Below are 16,274 nucleotides of genomic sequence, written 5' to 3'. Positions count from 1 at the left end.
AATCGAATTTGGTCCCCGGCGATTTCGGGTCGTTCATGGTCGCCGTTCGGATCGTGCCCAGAGCAGCGGATCCCAAAGCTCGACGCCATCGAGGCCAGGTCGCGCTATGAGGGCACCCACGCCCCCCGGCCGGCGAAGCGGGCGCGAGACAGTCTCCTCTTCCACCCCGATTAGACGACGCCCCAGGACCTCGCCAAGCTTCCCAAGAATGTGCCTGGTCGTTCCATAGACGTAGCCGCCCTCCCGGGTTGGCCCCGAGGCGACGCCATGGTACCAGCGCAACCAGCGCGCCAGTGCCAGGGGCAGGTACGCGCCTTGGATTTCGACTCGCAGTCGCGCTTCGTCTGGTCGAAACGCCGGCATGCGCGCGCGCCGACACGCCTCCAGCAGCGCCAGATGCCTTTCGCTCCAGTAGAGATCCCCGCTAGCGTTGGACACGAGCCATAAGCCTGGCGCGTCGCCCCGTTCCCGCTCGCAATAAGTCAACGTGGGGCGAGCAAGTGGCCAGGGGGCTGGAGGAAGCTCGACTGAGCGTCTGACAGTATGGTTGGCACCATCGGCGGACGTCCAGCTGGGACCGAGGGGTGGTAAGCTCGTCAAGGGGAGGAGTGTCCCCTTTATGGGATAGCCCAGTTCCGCCGAGAACCTATTCAGCGCGTCGCGATCGGGGGAAAGGATCCTGATTGTCTCCGGAGCCCACGGAGAGGCCGCCGACACCACCTCGTGTGCGAGCACCGCAGCCTCCGCTGCCCGCATAATGCGCTCGCGGGCGGTCTCGTGAACGAGACCATCCGAGACCAGCATCCACCCATCCCTCGGCCCCCTGGCCAGAATGAACCCTGGAGGGATCGCGACGGCGAGCTTGCCGCGCCACCCTCGAACCCGAAGGGGAGCGAGGAGACCGCCTTCGTAAAGGGACCGAAGCAGATCCCAATGGCGAGGCCCCTTCGAGGGAAGCAGCTCCCTGAGAAGCTCGAGGATCGAGCCTAACCCGTGGGGTCCCGGTCGAGCGGCTAGATACTCGACCAAATCCCCAAACTCCGACTCCTGCGTCAGCCCCTGTTCCGGAAGGCTGGCTACGGCTTCGGCAGTGGTGCATTCCGCCCCAAGGCCCGAGCAGCTCATTGGAACCCGCTCGTCGTCAACCAAACGCGCGGGTAGGGCGCGATCCAGCTTGGGTGCCACCGCAGCTCGTCTCAGGTGCACGCGGCTTGAGATACCGCCCACCTTTCCGGCTTCCGCATGAAGCGTCACCTCGCCGTCGGCGGGTGTCCTGGGCTGCAACATCCATTGATTGGGTCCCACGCGAAGGATCGATAAGTTGGGAACGGCGTCTCCGGATACGTGGAGCGCGGCGCGCGGCCCCGAAACCGTTACCTTGAGTGGGAAGGAGGGGCGAGCAAGGCGCCCTCCCTCGATCCTTGGCGCTCCCTCAACCGTCAGCGAGAGAAGAAGCTCGGAGCGCTGAAAGCTCGCGGACGCAACGCTTTCCAGGTCTCGCCGATCAAGCATCCAACCCGGCGCGCCACGGACAATATGCGTGTTCGGTTCGCGTCGGTCGCCACGAGGCATAATCGTGAATGCCAAGGCAGCCTGAGCGCTCGCGCCGCTCTCGCCGGCCCAGCGCCACTCTCCCCACCCACTCTCCACGAGTGGCGCCCGCCGTTTGGAGGAAAGCAACGCGAGGAGCGCTTGGGGAAGGTCGCTGGCCGCGAGGACGGTGGTCAGATCGACCGGAACCTCGTCACGAGCATCGATGAGTTCGGCATCTCCCCACTCATCCAGGCGGACCTTCAACCAGCACTCCCGACCGGGCGCGGCCTTTTCCCGGGCCACTTGGCGCCACCCCGACCAAAATCGGTGCTGCGCCAGTGCGCGCTCCCCACGCCGCCAAGCCCGCTCGAAACCCCTGAACGCGTTCACGAACGAGCGCGTGAAGCTGCGGGTTTCGACGAGCGGCAACAACCATCGAATCACCTCGCGGGGGTTCTCGCGATCGAACGCGGCCGTCCTGGCGAGCTCGCTGCGAAGCCGCCGCGCGTCCGGACGACAGGGAAAGGTCAATTCAATGGCATGTCCGATCTGGGTCCGGAAGCCTGGGTCGGGCAGGCACAACGGCCTCAGCCCCTTGGTGGCGGCAATCTTCGCCAGCCCGGTCGACAAGCAGCGCCACAGACGCGGCAGGCCGGAGCAGTCGATGATCGGCTCCCGCCAACCCATGATCTCCTTGAGGCGGTGCCTATAATCGTTGCTGTCGCTTTCCGCTGTGTCGCTGGCGGCGTAGCAGCAGAGAATGAGTAGGGCCGGCAGCGCTTCCTTGCTGATGTCTTGCCCCCGAAACCAAGCCAGCATCAGGTTGCGCGGCGGAAAGCAGGAAAGGAAAGCCTCTCGCGCCTCCATCTCCGAGAGGTGCAATCCTCCCAACTCGGCCGCTCGAACGAGCAGGGTGTCGTCCGCCATGATGGTGGAAAGGGGCTGTCCGAGGCCCTCCTCGTCAGCGAAGACCTCGCGAAGCAGCCATCGGCTCCACTCTCCTACCACGGGGGCCTTTTCCACCCTCGCCGCCTCCCTGTTCCCGCTCTGCGCAGACCTCTCGCGTCACTCCCCTAATGGAGCGAGAGCTCGGCTGATGTTAGCACTAAAGTTGCAATGATGTCACCTCCTGCGTGCTGAGCGGAGGGCAGGGACGCTTGGCCGACTATCTGTGTCCGATGAACTTCATCATCTTTGACGAGTGGGAGGCACTGAACCGCTCCGGATTTCCCGAGACCATTTCACTGGAGTCATGCCGCCCTGGCGATGTCCTCGGTTTGAGCATAATTGCGCGCTTCGGCCTCGGCGGGAGGAATGTTGCCGATGGGTTTGAGCAAGCGCCGGTGGTTGAAGCAGTTCACCCATTTCAGGGTGTCGAACTCGACGGCTTCCAGGGTGTGCCTGGGCCCCCGGTGCCGGATCACCTCGATCTTGTAGAGGCCGCTGATCGTCTTAGCCAAGGCATTGTCGTACGAATCGCCACATCGACCAACATACGACGTGTTGAGCAACGCTCAGGTTCAATGGATTCAGGTGACCGCGCCGCATCATCCGTGACTAGGACGGGTTGTTCGAATGTTGCGGCGGCTGCGAAGCGACAGAGGCGCAGATCTGCTCGTTGAAGGGGAGGCTGGACGGCGCGATGCTCGTCGATGAAGGCGATCAATTCTCGAAACGGCGGTCGAGCTCCGCCTGAGCAAAATACGCCGACGACTTGCGCAGAATCTCGTTTGATTGGCAAAGTTCCCGGACTTCGCGTTCCACTACCTTGATCCTATTCTGCTCGTCCATCGTCGGCCCCGGCTGCTTGCCTTGCTCGCGTTCGGCCTGCCGGACCCAGCCCCGCAACGTCTCCGGATTGCAGCGTATCTTCGTCGCGATCGAGCCGATCGCCGCCCTCCGCGAGGCGTGCTCCCCAGCGTGCTCGAACATCATCCGCACCGCGCTATCGCGGATTTCGGGGGCGTATTTAGGTGATGCAGGTTTCGTCATAATGACCCCATCCTCTCAGGAAACGGGGCCTCTAGGAAACCCGGCGCTGTTCACTTGAATCTACTAAACTGTTTGATGGCGGAACGTTGTTGGGACCCGGTCTGTTGGGCCATTCAGGAGTACAGCTGCTGGATCAAAGGGCGTCTGGCCGCGGTCCGGCCGTGAGGCGGGTCCCGGCGCAGTGTCCTCCGTCGTCGCCATGACGAGCCCCAAGCGCCCGCCGCGCGGCGGGCGGTCAACCCCGAAGCCGCCTCCGGCGGTGGCCTGCCAGGACCAGGGTTGACGGGCCGACCGCAGCGGGCATCATCTCTTGTGACGGCGACGGGGAGCCCTTCGGTGCCAGCCGGAAGGGGGCCGCCATGTTCCAGATCCACCCCAACGCCCGCACCACACCGGCCGTGCGCGCTGCCATCGCCGCCTCCGCGGAGCCCTCGGGGGTGCTGGCCAAGCGCTACGGGGTGAGCACCGAAACCATCCGCAAATGGCGCAAGCGCGGTCCGGACGACGTCCAAGACCATCCCTCGCGGCCCCAACATCTGCGCTGGAGAGCCTCCGACGAAGAACGGGCCATCGTCTGCGAGCTGCGCCGGAGCACCGGCTTTGCTCTGGACGACCTCACCTTTACGCTCCGCCACTTCCTGCCGCACCTCAACCGCGACTCCATCTACCGCATCCTGAAAATTGAAGGCCTGGGCCGGCTGCCGGCCCCATCGGTCACGGTGCCCAAGAAGGGCACCAAACGGTTCAAGGAGTACGACCTCGGCTTCCTGCACATCGACATCAAGCACCTGCCCAAACTGCATGTGATCGGCTCCGGGCCCCGCAAACGCTACCTCTACGTCGCCATCGACCGCGCTTCGCGGATGGTCCACTTGGCGGTCAAGGACGAGGAGACGGAAGCCGCCGCCTCCGCCTTCCTCAAAGAGGCCGTCGCCGCCTTTCCCTTCCAGGTCACCTACGTCCTGACCGACCGCGGCAGCTGCTTCACCGCCGACGGCTTCGAGGCCGCCTGCCGGGCGCTGGGCGTGCAGCACCGCACGACTAAGCCCTACACGCCGCAAACCAACGGCATGGTCGAACGCTTCAACGGTCGCATCGGGCGGGAGGTGCTGGTCATGTGCATCGGCAATCACGACGCCCTGGAGCGCCTGCTGAACGGTTACCGGCTCGCCTACAACGCCCGCCGACAGCGGGTCCTCACCGGCCGCTCCCCCAACGACGTCGTCCGTGAACGCCTCGCCGACAAACCTGAACTGGCCAACCCGGCCTATCGGCCGCCCAGTCCGTGCGACCTCACGAAAACCAAACTGGCCGCCCAGCTCACGGTGTATGCCGCCAAGGACGTGTCACCACCGGACAGCTAAACGCCTTCCTTGAATGTGCCATCCGACTGTGCCATCTCTGTGCCGTCGGTCGGTGTCGAAACCGTTGCGGCCCAAGGCTGGCAAGGGTTTCAGGAGATGTCAGTTGGGGGTCCTAGTCCCCCAACCAACTCCAAAGCCTTGAAAAAAAGATCACAGAGGGCCGCCGTACCGGTGGGCTTTCCTGTTTCTGCGTGTTGCGACACGCTCCGACCAAGCTAAAAATTCCGTGCGACACACACGCAACACGGCGCCGGGGAAGCTTGTTCGCTGCTGTTCTCGCGCTGGCTCCCCTCCCCCGCCTCCAGTGATTCTACCCGACGATCTGGCTGCCCTCCACAGGGAGCGGTCAAGCGGGTAACGGTGTGTTTCAGCACTGCCGATGCCCGCGGCGGCGAGATCGAGTTGGAGGGTGATTTGGCGGCGTTGCTCAGCCTCGGGATGAGCCCAAACGCACCGAAGGCCGGCGCTGCGAGAGCGGCCGGCTTTCGGGGACAGGTGCGTTCGGTAATGGTGGTTGCGGGGGGCACGCAACCGCCTTTGTTTGCTCCTGTTGGCCACTCACCTCCCTCTCAAACGGTGCAGGTCGTTGAGCGCGCTACGGCAACGCCTCGGAGGAATTACGGTCCAGCCTTTCGCGGCTGGCCGCGAGTGTGGCGGGGTTGAGGTCACCGCGCTTCGCCGCGTCCATGGCGCAGGCCATGGCCCGATAGAATTGCGCGCCGTCGAACGCCATAAGCAGCAGATCGACCCCGGCGTTGAGCGCCTCCTCCACCGCCCGGCACAGGCCGTATTGATAGACGGGCGTCATGACCAGATCGTCCGTGACGACCAAACCGTCGTACCCCCAGTCCCGGCGGATCACCCCATCCACCACACGGCGCGAATGGGACGCCAGGCGGTCGGGATCGACAGCGCTCAGGATCACATGGCCGACCATCAGCAGCGCCTGCGGGTTGCCCGCCAGAACATGGCGGAACGGTCTCCAGTCCGTGGATTCCAGCGTTTCACGGCTGTCCCCGATGGCGGCCCGGAAATGGTGGGTGTCCGTACCGACGCGGCCCAGGCCGGGGAAATGCTTGACGGTCGGCTGGACGCCGGTCTCGGCCAGCCCGTCGGCGTAGGCGGCGGCAACGTCCCCGACGACCGCCGGGTCCCCTGAGATCGCCCGCCGCGCGATAAGGCTGTTGAAATCCAGCGGGTCGGGCGCCCTATCGGTTCGGAGGTCGAGCACCGGCGCGAAGTTGATCGTGACGCCGAGCGACCGCAGGTCCCGGCCATGGTCGCGGCCCAAGGCGCGCGCGGCGGCGCGCCGCTCTCCAGGCGGCATGCCGGCCAGCGCGGAGGGGGGCGGGCGGTTGGGAAGCCACGGCGACAGCTTCGACACGATCCCGCCCTCCTGGTCGGCGGCCACCCGCAACGGGGGGAGCCCGGCGTGCCGGCGGATGTCCTGCAACCGGCGGATCTCGTCGCGCAACTCCTCCACCGTCCGCCCGGCCAGATTGCGCCGCGAGACGAAGATGCCGCCGATCAAGCCGCGCGCGGCAAGCCCTTCGACCTCCTCAACCCGTTCGTAACCGACCATGAAATGCCGGCCCAGTTCGGACGCCACCGCCTCCGGCGCCGACAGGACGGAGGCCTTGCGCAACTGGAAAGCACCCTCCGCCCCCAGCACCGCCAGGGGAACCGCGGCCCAGAGCGCCAGCATCGCCACCCGTCGCCTGACTCCGCGCCTCAGCACGATCAGCAAACCGCAGAGCCCGGCCGCCGCGATGACCGGACCCGACCAGCCGCGCACCGCCATCAGGTAAGGGTCGTGGATGTTGGCCCCGGCGGCTGCCAGCAGCAGGCCGAGGCACCAGCCGATCACGCGGCTCATCCCTCCCCCGCCCGCCAGTCCACACGCTGGGTCACCGCCATCACCGCGGACAGGACCAGGAACAGCGCGACCGATCCCACCAGCAGCGAATAAGTCTCCAGACTGAGGAGCACATACAGGAACCCGAACAGGCCGCCCAGCGCCGCTGCGAAGATTGCTGCCGGGACCATGCGCCGGGTGACCGCTGCGGTGTAGAGCGACGCCTGGGTCAGGACGAAGGCGGCACCGATCCAATAGCCGGCGGCATAGCCCAACGGCTCGGCGAAGGACACCAGCAGAAGGGGGAACAGCGTCACCGACACCCCCAGCAGTCCGTATTGGATCGTGTGGATGCGCGCCACCGACAGAAGCTCGATCAGCCCATAGACGGTGAAGGACAACACGACGAAGAGGATGCCGTACTTCGACGCGCGATGGATCATCCGGTAGGTGGGAACCGCCTCCAGCAGGTCGACACCGACGGAGGGTCCGCGCATTTCCGTTGATGTCTCGGACAACCGGGACGAGGTCCAGAGCGGCGGCTGGGCATAATCCACGCTTCGCCAGCGCGCCTCGAACCCCGCGTCGGTGACGGTCGAGTCCGTCGGTAGCGCCGTGCCGGCAAAGCTCGGCGTCGGCCAGGGCGCCGTGACGACTGCTTCGGCCTTCCGCCCCATCAGGACGTGCCGGAAGGAGCCGGTTCCGCGGAGTGTCACGGTCGCCTGGAACGGCATCTTGCCGGCTGTGGCGGGAAGCACCCCCGTTGGTGGCTTGGCCACCAGCAGAGCGCCCCGGCATTCCTCGGCAAGGATGTCGAGTTCGCCACAGTTGCGCCACGCAACCGCCGCCCCGTCCCAGGCCGCATGGTCGCCGGCCGTCATGCCGGCCAGATCCGACGCTTGCAGCAACAGCAGGCTGTCCTTCCAGAGAATCGTGGCGCCCCGCCCGACCCGCGCCTCCACGCTGGATTGCGACGGCATGGGAAAGGTCCCGGCCATCTCGACCGATGCCGTGTAGACGATGGCGGAGAACAGGCCGCGCGCCTTCCGTTCGGGGACCAGTTCGACCTTCGTTGAGAGGGCTTCGGGCGCGATCTTCAGATAGTGGCGCGAGAGTCCGCCGGCATCGACGTAGGGCACCACCAGGACCGGCGCCGGCACGGTCTGGTCCGGCCCCCAGCTTTTCATGAAGTCCGCCCGCAGGACGCCCTGACGCGCTTCGCGCTCCCCGATGATCGCCGCGATCGGCCACCCTGCGGCCAGCGTTGCCAGCAGAAGCAGGGCGATCTGACCGACCTTGAGGGAGCGGCGGTCAGGCGGCCGCCGCAGCAGCGCGGCGGGATTTGGCATCGGCGGTTCGGATGGGGTGCTCAAGCGGACTCTCCTGGAAGCGGGGCCACGAAGCGGCAGTGGGCGATTGGCGATGGACGGCGGGCGGCGAGCAGCCGCCCCGGCCGGGTTGTGCCGTCACCATGACGGGGTGCCGTGCCGCGGCGATGACGCCGCCGTGCAACCAGGAAGGAAACTGTGTGCAGAACCCGTGCAGCTTTTCGGATAAGGTGGCGCCGCCCCTGCCCAAGACCGCCATGCCCAAGATCCTGCTGATCGACGACGATCCCCACATCCGCGACATCGTCCGCTTCGCCCTGGCGCGGGAAGGATTCGCCGTCATGGAGGCGGGGGACGGCGCGCGCGGGCTCCATCTGGCGCGGGAGGACGCACCCGACCTCGTCCTCCTGGACATCGCCATGCCGGAGATGGACGGCACGGAGGTCTGCCGCCGGCTGCGCCGCGACAGCCGGGTACCGATCATCTTCCTGTCGTCGCGCGACGACGAAATCGACCGGATTCTAGGGTTGGAGCTCGGTGGCGACGACTATGTCACAAAGCCTTTCTCCCCGCGTGAGCTGGTGGCGCGCGTCAAGGCGGTGCTGCGGCGCGCGCTCCCATCGGAGCCGTCGCCTCCCCCACCGCCGCCGCCACCGGAGCTTCGGCACAACCACCTGCGGCTGGACCTGGAGGGCGTCCGCGCCTTCTGGGACGAGGCGGAGGTGGTCCTGACGGCGACCGAGTTCGGCCTCCTGCGCACCCTGGCCGAACGTCCAGGCAAGGTGTTCAGCCGCGACGCCCTGATGGACGGCGCCTACGCCACCGAGCGCTACGTCGCCGATCGCACGGTGGACAGCCACATCCGGCGGGTCCGGGCCAAGTTCCTGGCTGTGGGCGGTGCCCCCGTCGAAACCGTGCACGGGCTGGGCTACAAGCTGGCGGAATGCCGATGAGGCGGTTCCGGCCAATCTTGAACCGGCCGGCCTTACGCCAGCCCATGGGGCGCCTGTCCATCGGAACAGTGCTGCTGGTGATGGCGCTCGCGGCCCTGACCCTGCCCTTGAGCGGGCTGTGGTTCCTGCGCCTCTATGAAAGCGCCCTGCTCCGCCAGACGGAATCGGAACTGATCACCCAGGCCGGTGTAGTCGCCGCCGTCTACCGCGATGCGTGGCGCCGGGCCGGAGGGCGAACGGAGGAACTGGGCCCGCCCGTCGATCCACCCTGGACACACCCGCCGGGGTTCGACGCGCCCTGGACGCCCCGCTTCGCCGGGCTGGATCTGGCGGAGGACCCGATCCTGCCCGCCGCCCCCGATCCCACCCCGACGGCCGCAGCGCCCGATGCCGCCACCCGGACGGCGGGGGCCTCGCTGGGGCCGATCCTGCGCGAGGCGCAACGCGTCACGCTCGCCGGCATGCGGGTCACCGATCCCCAGGGCATCGTCGTCGCCAGCACCGGAGAGGATCTTGGCCTGTCCCTGGCCGCGCAGGAGGAGGTCCGCCACGCCCTGACGGGCAACGCGACCAGCGTGCTGCGCGAACGCAACAGCCGCTACCAGGGACGGGCGGAGGGAAGCACCGCGCCGGAACGCAGCCGCTCGTTGCGCATTTTCACGGCCCATCCGGTGCTCGACGAAGGTCGCGTGGTCGGGGTCGTGGTGCTGTCGCGCACGCCGCGCAGCCTCGCCGACACCCTGTACGGCAAGCGCTGGCACCTCGCCGGATTGGCGGTGGTCCTGCTTGCGTCGGTGGGGGTGCTCGCGCGTCTGGGGACCGTCGCCATCAGCCGCCCGCTGCGCGCCGTGACCGCGCTGGCGAAGCGCACGGCGGACGGCGAGCGCGGCGTGATGGCCCCCGTGCAGCGCCCGATCGTGCGCGAGGTGGCCGAACTGTCGGACGCGCTGACCCGCATGGCCGCGACGCTGGAGCAGCGGGCGGACTACATCCGCGACTTCGCCGCCCATGTGTCGCACGAGTTCAAGACCCCGCTCACCACAATCCGCGGCACGGTGGAGCTGCTGCGCGACCATCTGGACACGATGTCGGCGGAGGAGCGGGACCGCTTCCTGGCCAACATGGACGCCGAGGCCGAGCGGCTGTCGCGCCTCGTCCGCCGTCTCCTGGAATTGGCGCGGGCCGACGTGATGCGGTTGACCGAGGAGGTGGCGACCGACGCCGTGCCGGTCGCGGCCCGTCTTGCCGCCCGCCACGGCGCCACGGCCTCCCTTCCCCCGTCGCTTCCGGTCGCCATGGGAGCGGAGGCGCTGGAAAGCGTCCTGGCGAACCTGATCGAGAACGCCCGCCGCCATGCCGGGCCGGAGGCACGGGTGGAGGTTGCGCTGACGCCGGAGGGCGACGGCGCGGTTCTGCGGGTGTCCGACGACGGGCCGGGCGTGTCGCCCGCCAACGCCGGACGCATCTTCACGCCCTTCTTCACGACCGCAAGGCAGAGCGGCGGCACCGGTCTCGGCCTCGCCATCGCGCGTGGGATCGTCGAGGCGCATGGCGGGTCCATCGCCCTTCGGCCTGCGGAGCGCGGCGCCCTGTTCGAGGTCAGGCTTGCCCGGCCGGACGACGACGCCTGAACCGCCAAATTTGCCAAGGGTTACGGAGCGGACCGCCGCAGCCCCAGCCGGGTCATCATCTTCAGCAACCCCACCCGCGACAGGCCGAGCCGGCGCGCGGCGGCGCTGTGGTTGTTCCCGGTGGAGGCCAGTGCGGTGGTGATCATCCGGCGCTCCAGCGCCGCCACGGCCTCGGCCAGGGTGGCTGGCGGCGCCGGGGCGAGAGCCGACGGATCGCCGCTGCGGGCAAAGGCAAGGTCGGCCACCGTCACGATGTCCCCCTCGGCCAGCGCGGCGGCGGTCGTGACCACCGCGCGCAATTCGCGGACGTTGCCCGGCCACTCCTGCTCCGATAGCCACGCCAGCGCGTCCGGCGCCAAGCGCAGCCGCCGGGGAGAGGCGTCCGTCAGGAAGCGGACCGCCAGAAGCGCCACGTCCTCGCGGCGCTCCGCCAGGGCCGGCGTGCGCAGGATCAGCCCCTTGAGGCGGTAATAGAAATCCTCACGCAACGATCCCTGCGCCACCATGGTTTCCAGGTCGCGGTGGGTCGCCGAGATCACCCGGACATCCGCCATCCGGGGCTGGCGCCCGCCAACGGGCGTGTAGGTGCCCTCCTGAAGGAAGCGCAGCAGCTTGACCTGCATGGCCGGCGGCATCTCGCCGACCTCGTCGAGGAACAGGGTTCCGCCATGGGCGGCGGCCACCAGCCCCTGACGGTCCTGGTGGGCTCCGGTGAAGCTGCCCTTCAGATGCCCGAACAGCTCGCTTTCCAGAAGCTCTGCCGGGATGGCGCCGCAATGGACGGGCACGAAGGGGCTGGCGTAGCGCGGGCTCGCCGCGTGCAGGGCGCGCGCCACCAGCTCCTTGCCGCTGCCGCTGGGTCCCAGCACCATCACCGGCACCTCCGCCGGGCCGATGCGGCGGATCATCTCCTTCAGGCGCAGGATCGCCGGGCTGGCGCCGACCATCCCGTCCTCCTCCATCCGGGCGGCGCGCAGCGTGGCGAGTTCCCGCTCCAGCCCGCGCTTGGCGAGGGCGCGGGTGACGACGAAGCGCAACAGCTCCGGCTCCACCGGCTTCGCCAGGAAATCCCAGGCGCCCTCGGCCACCGCCCGCAGGGCCAGTTCATGCTCCGCGTGCGCGGTCAGCACGACCACCGGCACCGCGGCGAAAGCGGGCACCAGGGCCAGCCCGGCCTCCGGCGTTCGCTCGGGCGGCATGACGAGGTCGAGCAGCACCAGATCGGGGCGCTCCCGCTGGAAGAGGTCGCGCGCCTGCGCCCCGTCCGCGGCGGTGACCACCCGGTGCCCCTGCTTTTCCAGCCACGCCGCGGCGAGCCGGAGGAAGGCGGGTTCGTCATCGACGAGAAGCAGCGTGCTCATGATGGAAACCTCAGGCGGACGCAGGTGGACCATCCCGGCCGTTCGGCCAGCGCGACCGAGCCGCCATGGGCGGCCATGACCTTGGCGACGATGGCGAGCCCCAGCCCGGTGCCTCCCTGGCTGCGCGACACGAAGGGCTGGAACAGCGAAGCGCGGATCTCCTCCGGAACGCCGGGACCGTCGTCGCACACCTCGACCGTCACGCCCCTGGGGTCGCGCTCCGCACACACCAGCGCACGCCCGCCGGCCGCCCCGGCGTTGTCCAGCAGGTTCGCCAAGGCCTGCCGCAAGCGCGCGGGATCGGCGCGCAACGTGAGGCCCGGCGGGATGTCGGCCGTCACGTTTCCGCCGAGCGCAGCGAGCGCATCCGCGAGATCGACCTCGGCCAGGTCCACCCGCCACGGCTTGGCGTAGTCGAGCAGATCGCGCACCAGGGCATCCATGCGGGCGAGTTGGGTCCGAACCTCGCCCCGCGTCTCCGGCGGGGCGTCGGCCACCGCCATCGCGACGATGTTCATGGGATTGCGCAGGTCGTGGGCCACGGTGGCGGCCAGCGCCCCCAGTTCCGCCAGCCGCTGGCGTTCGGCGAAGGAGCGGCGCCGCGCGAGGTCGTCACGGGCCTGCGCGACGAGGTCCGCCAGCACCCCGGCCACTCGGCGCGGACCGGGCGGGGCGTGGTCCAGTTCGACCGGATCGAAGGCCGGCGGCGTGTCGCCATCGGCGAGCGAAAGTCGCTCGCGCAACAGCCGGTCCGCCGTGGCCGTCAGCGCGGCCTCGTCGCCCGCATCCTGCAACTCCTGGCGCCAGCGGGCCAGATCGGCGGCGGTCACCTCGCCGCCGGGATAGACGATGCGGTCGGCAAGCCGGCGGAGCGGCCCGGCTAGCCCAAGCCCCCCGAGCAACGCGACGGCGGTCAACAGGAACGGCGCGCCAGCCCGCTCCGCGGCGAATCCCGCGCTCAGGGCCGACACGAGAGCCGCCAGCGCGATCATCAGGCCCCAGCATACCGCCCGCACGGCCCAGCGGTTCACCGCCATCAGCCGGTAACGCAGCACAGCGTAGGCCAACACGATCAGGTACAGGGGAAGCAGCAGCAACGGCCACGGGTAGGCGTCGACACCAAGCACCGGAAAGGCCAGCCCGCCGACCGACAGCAGGCCGAGGCCGGAGGACAGCAGAACCAGCGTCAATTGCCGGCGGCGCACACCGCCGGCCCCGCGCCATTCGTTCAGCAGCAGCCAATGCCCCGCCGCCGCCAGCCCCACCGTGGCCGCGACCGCGGCCAGCCCGGCCCCTTCATACCGGAACAGAGCGCCCACTCCCGACCAAGGAACGAAGCGTCCGGCCCCACCGATCAGCGCAGCGAGCGTCGCGGCGATCCCTGTCGCATAGGCCCAGCGTATCCCCGAAGCGGCACGCCCCGTCAGGGCGGCGGCGACATGGACGAACACCGCGCCGCCCAGCGGCGCCAGAGCCATCAGCGCCGCACCGAACGGGCCGGGAAACAGCAATCCGACCGACCAGCCGCCAACCAGGAGCAGGAACGCCGCCAGCGGCTTGGTTCCGGCAAGCGCCCCTCCATGCCGCCACAGCAAGGCAGCCAGCCCGGCGCCCCCCAGCGCGCAAAGCCCCATGGCCGCGACCAGCGCCGCCGATGCCGTCACCCCGACCACTCCCCCATCCGATACAGGTGTATCCAACGTTGACAGGGACCCTAGCGCATTTCGCAACCCCGGTTAACAACCGACACGCTTCAAACCCCGGAACCCGCGCATTCCGGCTTTGGCACAGCCTTTGCCATTCGCTGGTGGAAACAGAATGAAACTGGGGGTTTATCGGTGTCCACAGACTCTCCGTCCAGCCCGCGGGCGGTGACGATCATCGGCGGCGGCGGCTTCATTGGCCGGCATCTGCGCGCCGCCCTCGACGCCGCCGGTCATCGCGTGACCGCGCCCGGACGCGCGGATTTCGATCTGGTCCGCGATGAGACCGCTACCCTCACCGCCGCGCTGGCCGGGCAGGAGGTGGTCATCAACGCCGCCGGTTTGGTGCGAGGCCGCGTTGGCAACAGCCTGGAGGCCGTCCACGCCGTTGGCACGGAACGGTTGATCCGCGCCTGCCGGGCGGCCGGCGTGCCGAGGCTGATCCATCTGTCGGCGCTGGGCGCGGCGCTGGATGGGCCGACTCTCTACCAGCGCACGAAGGGCCATGGCGAAGCGCTGCTGGCGAACAGCCACGACCTGGATTGCTGCGTGTTGCGGCCCTCGGTCGTCATCGGCCGCGGCGGGGCCAGCACGGCGCTGTTTTCCGCCCTGGCGGTCCTGCCGCTTGCGCCGCGCATCGGTCCGGGCTGCTGGACCGTCCAGCCCGTGCATGTGGACGACCTCGCCGCGCTGGTGGTCCGGCTGGTCTCCATGGACAGCCCCCTGCCCCGCCGCATCGACGTGGTGGGACCGGAACCGATGACCACCGACGGCCTGACCATGACGCTGCGGGCCTGGATGGGCCTGCCGCCGCGGCGCCATCTTCCGGTTCCCGAACCGCTTCTCCACGCCGCTGCGGCCATCGGCGACCGGCTGCGCACCGGCCCGGTCAACCACGAAACCCTCGCCATGCTGAAGGCCGGCAACACCGCCGACCCGGCGCCCTTCACCGCCATTCTCCGGCGGGCGCCCCTTGCCCTGCCGCTGGCGCTGGCTCGCCACCCGGCATCCGATGCCGACCGCCTGCACGCGCGCTTGTATGTCCTGCGCCCGGTGTTGCGCTGGAGCCTTGCCCTGCTGTGGATCGCCACCAGTCTGCTGTCCTTCGGCCTGCATCCGCTGGAGGACTCCCACCGCCTGCTCGCGTCGGTGGGCTTGCAGGGTCCGCTGGCCGACCTGGCCCTCTTCGGCGGTGCCGGCCTCGACCTGATCCTCGGGCTTCTCCTGCTCGCCCGCTGGCGCCCGGTGGCGGTCGGCGGCGCCATGCTCGCCAGCATGGCGGCCTTCACCATCATTGCCTCCGGCTTGCCCCTGGACCACTGGACGCACCCCTTCGCCCCTCTGCTCAAGAACCTGCCCATCGCCGCGGCGACGCTGACGATGATGGCGATGGAGGCCTGATATGGACGCGACCACGCTCAAACTCATCCACATCCTGTCGGCCATCCTGCTGTTCGGAACGGGGCTGGGAACCGCCTTCCACGGCATGGCCAGCAACCTGTCGAAGGACGTGCGCGCCATCGCCGTCGCCAACCGCAACGTCATGCTGGCGGATTGGCTGTTCACCACGCCCACCGTGGTGATCCAGCCGGTCAGCGGCCTGTGGCTCGCGCTGGAACAGGGATGGCCTCTCAGCTCGGGCTGGATCGTGCTGACGCTGGTGCTCTACGCCATTGCCGGCGCGTGCTGGCTGCCGGTGGTGTGGCTGCAAATCCGCATGCGGCGCATGGCGGAGGACGCCGTCGCCGCGGGAACCCCGCTGCCCCCGCTGTACCGCCGCTATTTCCGCATCTGGTTCGCGCTCGGCTGGCCCGCTTTCGCGGCAATGGTCGCGATCGTCGGGCTGATGGTGTTCAAGCCTGATTTCTAAAGGAGAAAGTCGCCATGACCCTGTTTCAGCGCATCCTCGGCGCCGCGTTCGACGACCTGCCCGGCCCTGTGCGCGCCCTGCACGCGCTCACCACCAGCGTCCACACCGCCGGCTTGGCCGACATCCGAGCCGCCGCCAACCCCGGAGCCTGGCTGCTGTGCAAGGTCGCCGGCTTGCCCAAGCCCGGACAGAGCGTTCCGGTCAGCGTCTCCTTCCATCCCGATGGGCGAGGTCGCGAATTCTGGAACCGCCGCTTCGCCGGGCGCCGGTACGCCAGCACGATGGAGGCCGGACGCGAGCGTGACGACGGGCTGCTGATCGAGCGCTTCGGCCCCTTCGATCTGCTGTTCCGGCTGGAGCCGACGCAGGGCAGGCTTGCTTGGTCGCTGGTGGGCTGGAGAGTGCTCGGCATGTCCCTGCCGGCCTGGAGTCGCCCGATCATCGAGTGCAGCGAATCCGGCGATGGCACACGCTTTCTGTTCGACATCGAGGTCGCGTTTCCGCTGGTCGGCCATGTGGTGCACTACCGGGGATGGCTCGATGTGATTGATCAGGTTCATACCGGTGATCGGGGATCACAGAACTCAGACTAGCATTACAGTTGCGATGGGACAGCCCTCCGTCTGTTGAACAGGCTTTGGGAGGTCGCCATGTCCGGTGTCGCGGTCGAGGACCTGCTGGGGC

11 protein-coding genes, 2 pseudogenes and 1 other annotated feature are annotated in these 16,274 nt (G+C 68.6%); of the genes and pseudogenes, 6 read left to right on the top strand and 7 right to left on the bottom strand.

Annotated elements, in window-relative coordinates; translation table 11 throughout:
- Nucleotides 1–33 precede the first annotated feature (33 nt).
- From FHW79_RS30700 to FHW79_RS30690, 3 genes and pseudogenes are all read right to left on the bottom strand, one after another.
- Nucleotides 34–2,556 carry a hypothetical protein gene (locus FHW79_RS30700; protein ID WP_183182427.1) on the bottom strand — a complete coding sequence of 841 codons (2,523 nt, stop codon included), beginning with the start codon at nt 2,554–2,556 and terminating at the stop codon, nt 34–36.
- 227 nt (nt 2,557–2,783) lie between these two features.
- Nucleotides 2,784–3,026 (bottom strand): annotated as a pseudogene (locus FHW79_RS30695) (IS3 family transposase); the annotation flags it as partial.
- A 136-nt stretch (nt 3,027–3,162) separates the two neighbouring features.
- Nucleotides 3,163–3,241: a sequence feature (AL1L pseudoknot), on the bottom strand.
- Nucleotides 3,167–3,525, bottom strand: a pseudogene (locus FHW79_RS30690) (transposase); the annotation flags it as partial. It overlaps the preceding feature by 75 nt.
- 359 nt (nt 3,526–3,884) lie before the next feature.
- On the opposite strand from FHW79_RS30690, the gene FHW79_RS30685 reads away from it, so the two are divergent.
- Nucleotides 3,885–4,889: an IS481 family transposase gene (locus tag FHW79_RS30685; RefSeq protein ID WP_183182426.1), complete on the top strand. Its 1,005-nt coding sequence runs from the start codon at nt 3,885–3,887 to the stop codon at nt 4,887–4,889.
- A gap of 595 nt (nt 4,890–5,484) precedes the next feature.
- On the opposite strand, the gene FHW79_RS30680 is transcribed toward FHW79_RS30685, so the two are convergent.
- Nucleotides 5,485–6,765 carry a glycoside hydrolase family 3 protein gene (locus FHW79_RS30680; RefSeq protein WP_183182425.1) on the bottom strand — a complete coding sequence of 427 codons (1,281 nt, stop codon included), beginning with the start codon at nt 6,763–6,765 and terminating at the stop codon, nt 5,485–5,487.
- A complete protein-coding gene (gene creD, locus FHW79_RS30675) occupies nt 6,762–8,117 on the bottom strand; it encodes a cell envelope integrity protein CreD (RefSeq protein ID WP_247884698.1) in 1,356 nt (451 codons plus the stop codon). Before creD ends, FHW79_RS30680 begins: the two co-directional genes overlap by 4 nt.
- A 212-nt stretch (nt 8,118–8,329) precedes the next feature.
- Between creD and FHW79_RS30670 the strand changes: the two genes are divergently transcribed.
- Nucleotides 8,330–9,025 carry a response regulator transcription factor gene (locus tag FHW79_RS30670; RefSeq protein ID WP_183182435.1) on the top strand — a complete coding sequence of 232 codons (696 nt, stop codon included), beginning with the start codon at nt 8,330–8,332 and terminating at the stop codon, nt 9,023–9,025.
- 44 nt (nt 9,026–9,069) lie between these two features.
- On the top strand, nt 9,070–10,656 hold the full coding sequence (locus tag FHW79_RS30665; RefSeq protein WP_247884697.1) for a HAMP domain-containing sensor histidine kinase: 1,587 nt from the start codon (nt 9,070–9,072) through the stop codon (nt 10,654–10,656).
- 20 nt (nt 10,657–10,676) lie between these two features.
- On the opposite strand, the gene FHW79_RS30660 is transcribed toward FHW79_RS30665, so the two are convergent.
- Together FHW79_RS30660 and FHW79_RS33615 are read right to left on the bottom strand one after the other, a co-directional pair.
- Entirely contained in the window at nt 10,677–12,017 is a 1,341-nt protein-coding gene (locus FHW79_RS30660; RefSeq protein WP_183182423.1) for a sigma-54 dependent transcriptional regulator, read from the bottom strand.
- The gene (locus FHW79_RS33615) at nt 12,014–13,681 is read right to left on the bottom strand and encodes a HAMP domain-containing sensor histidine kinase (RefSeq protein WP_183182422.1); all 1,668 of its coding nucleotides are present in this window, start codon (nt 13,679–13,681) and stop codon (nt 12,014–12,016) included. The genes FHW79_RS30660 and FHW79_RS33615 overlap by 4 nt, the downstream gene beginning before the upstream one ends.
- A gap of 174 nt (nt 13,682–13,855) precedes the next feature.
- Between FHW79_RS33615 and FHW79_RS33610 the strand changes: the two genes are divergently transcribed.
- From FHW79_RS33610 to FHW79_RS30640, 3 genes are read left to right on the top strand one after another with little or no spacing between them, the layout of a single operon-like run.
- Nucleotides 13,856–15,121 (top strand): SDR family oxidoreductase, encoded by a 1,266-nt coding sequence (locus tag FHW79_RS33610; RefSeq protein ID WP_211108560.1) that lies wholly within the window; start codon nt 13,856–13,858, stop codon nt 15,119–15,121.
- 1 nt (nt 15,122) lies between these two features.
- Nucleotides 15,123–15,590, top strand: a complete 468-nt coding sequence (locus tag FHW79_RS30645; protein WP_183182421.1) for a DUF2269 domain-containing protein — start codon at nt 15,123–15,125, stop codon at nt 15,588–15,590.
- A gap of 14 nt (nt 15,591–15,604) precedes the next feature.
- A complete protein-coding gene (locus tag FHW79_RS30640) occupies nt 15,605–16,183 on the top strand; it encodes a DUF4166 domain-containing protein (protein WP_183182420.1) in 579 nt (192 codons plus the stop codon).
- The last annotated feature ends 91 nt before the right edge of the window (nt 16,184–16,274 follow it).

Origin of the sequence: Azospirillum sp. OGB3 (genome assembly GCF_014192915.1) — a bacterium.
Taxonomy (GTDB): Bacteria; Pseudomonadota; Alphaproteobacteria; order Azospirillales; family Azospirillaceae; genus Azospirillum.
The sequence above is the reverse complement of the archived record's forward strand: the minus strand, read 5'-3'. Positions and strand labels throughout refer to the sequence as shown.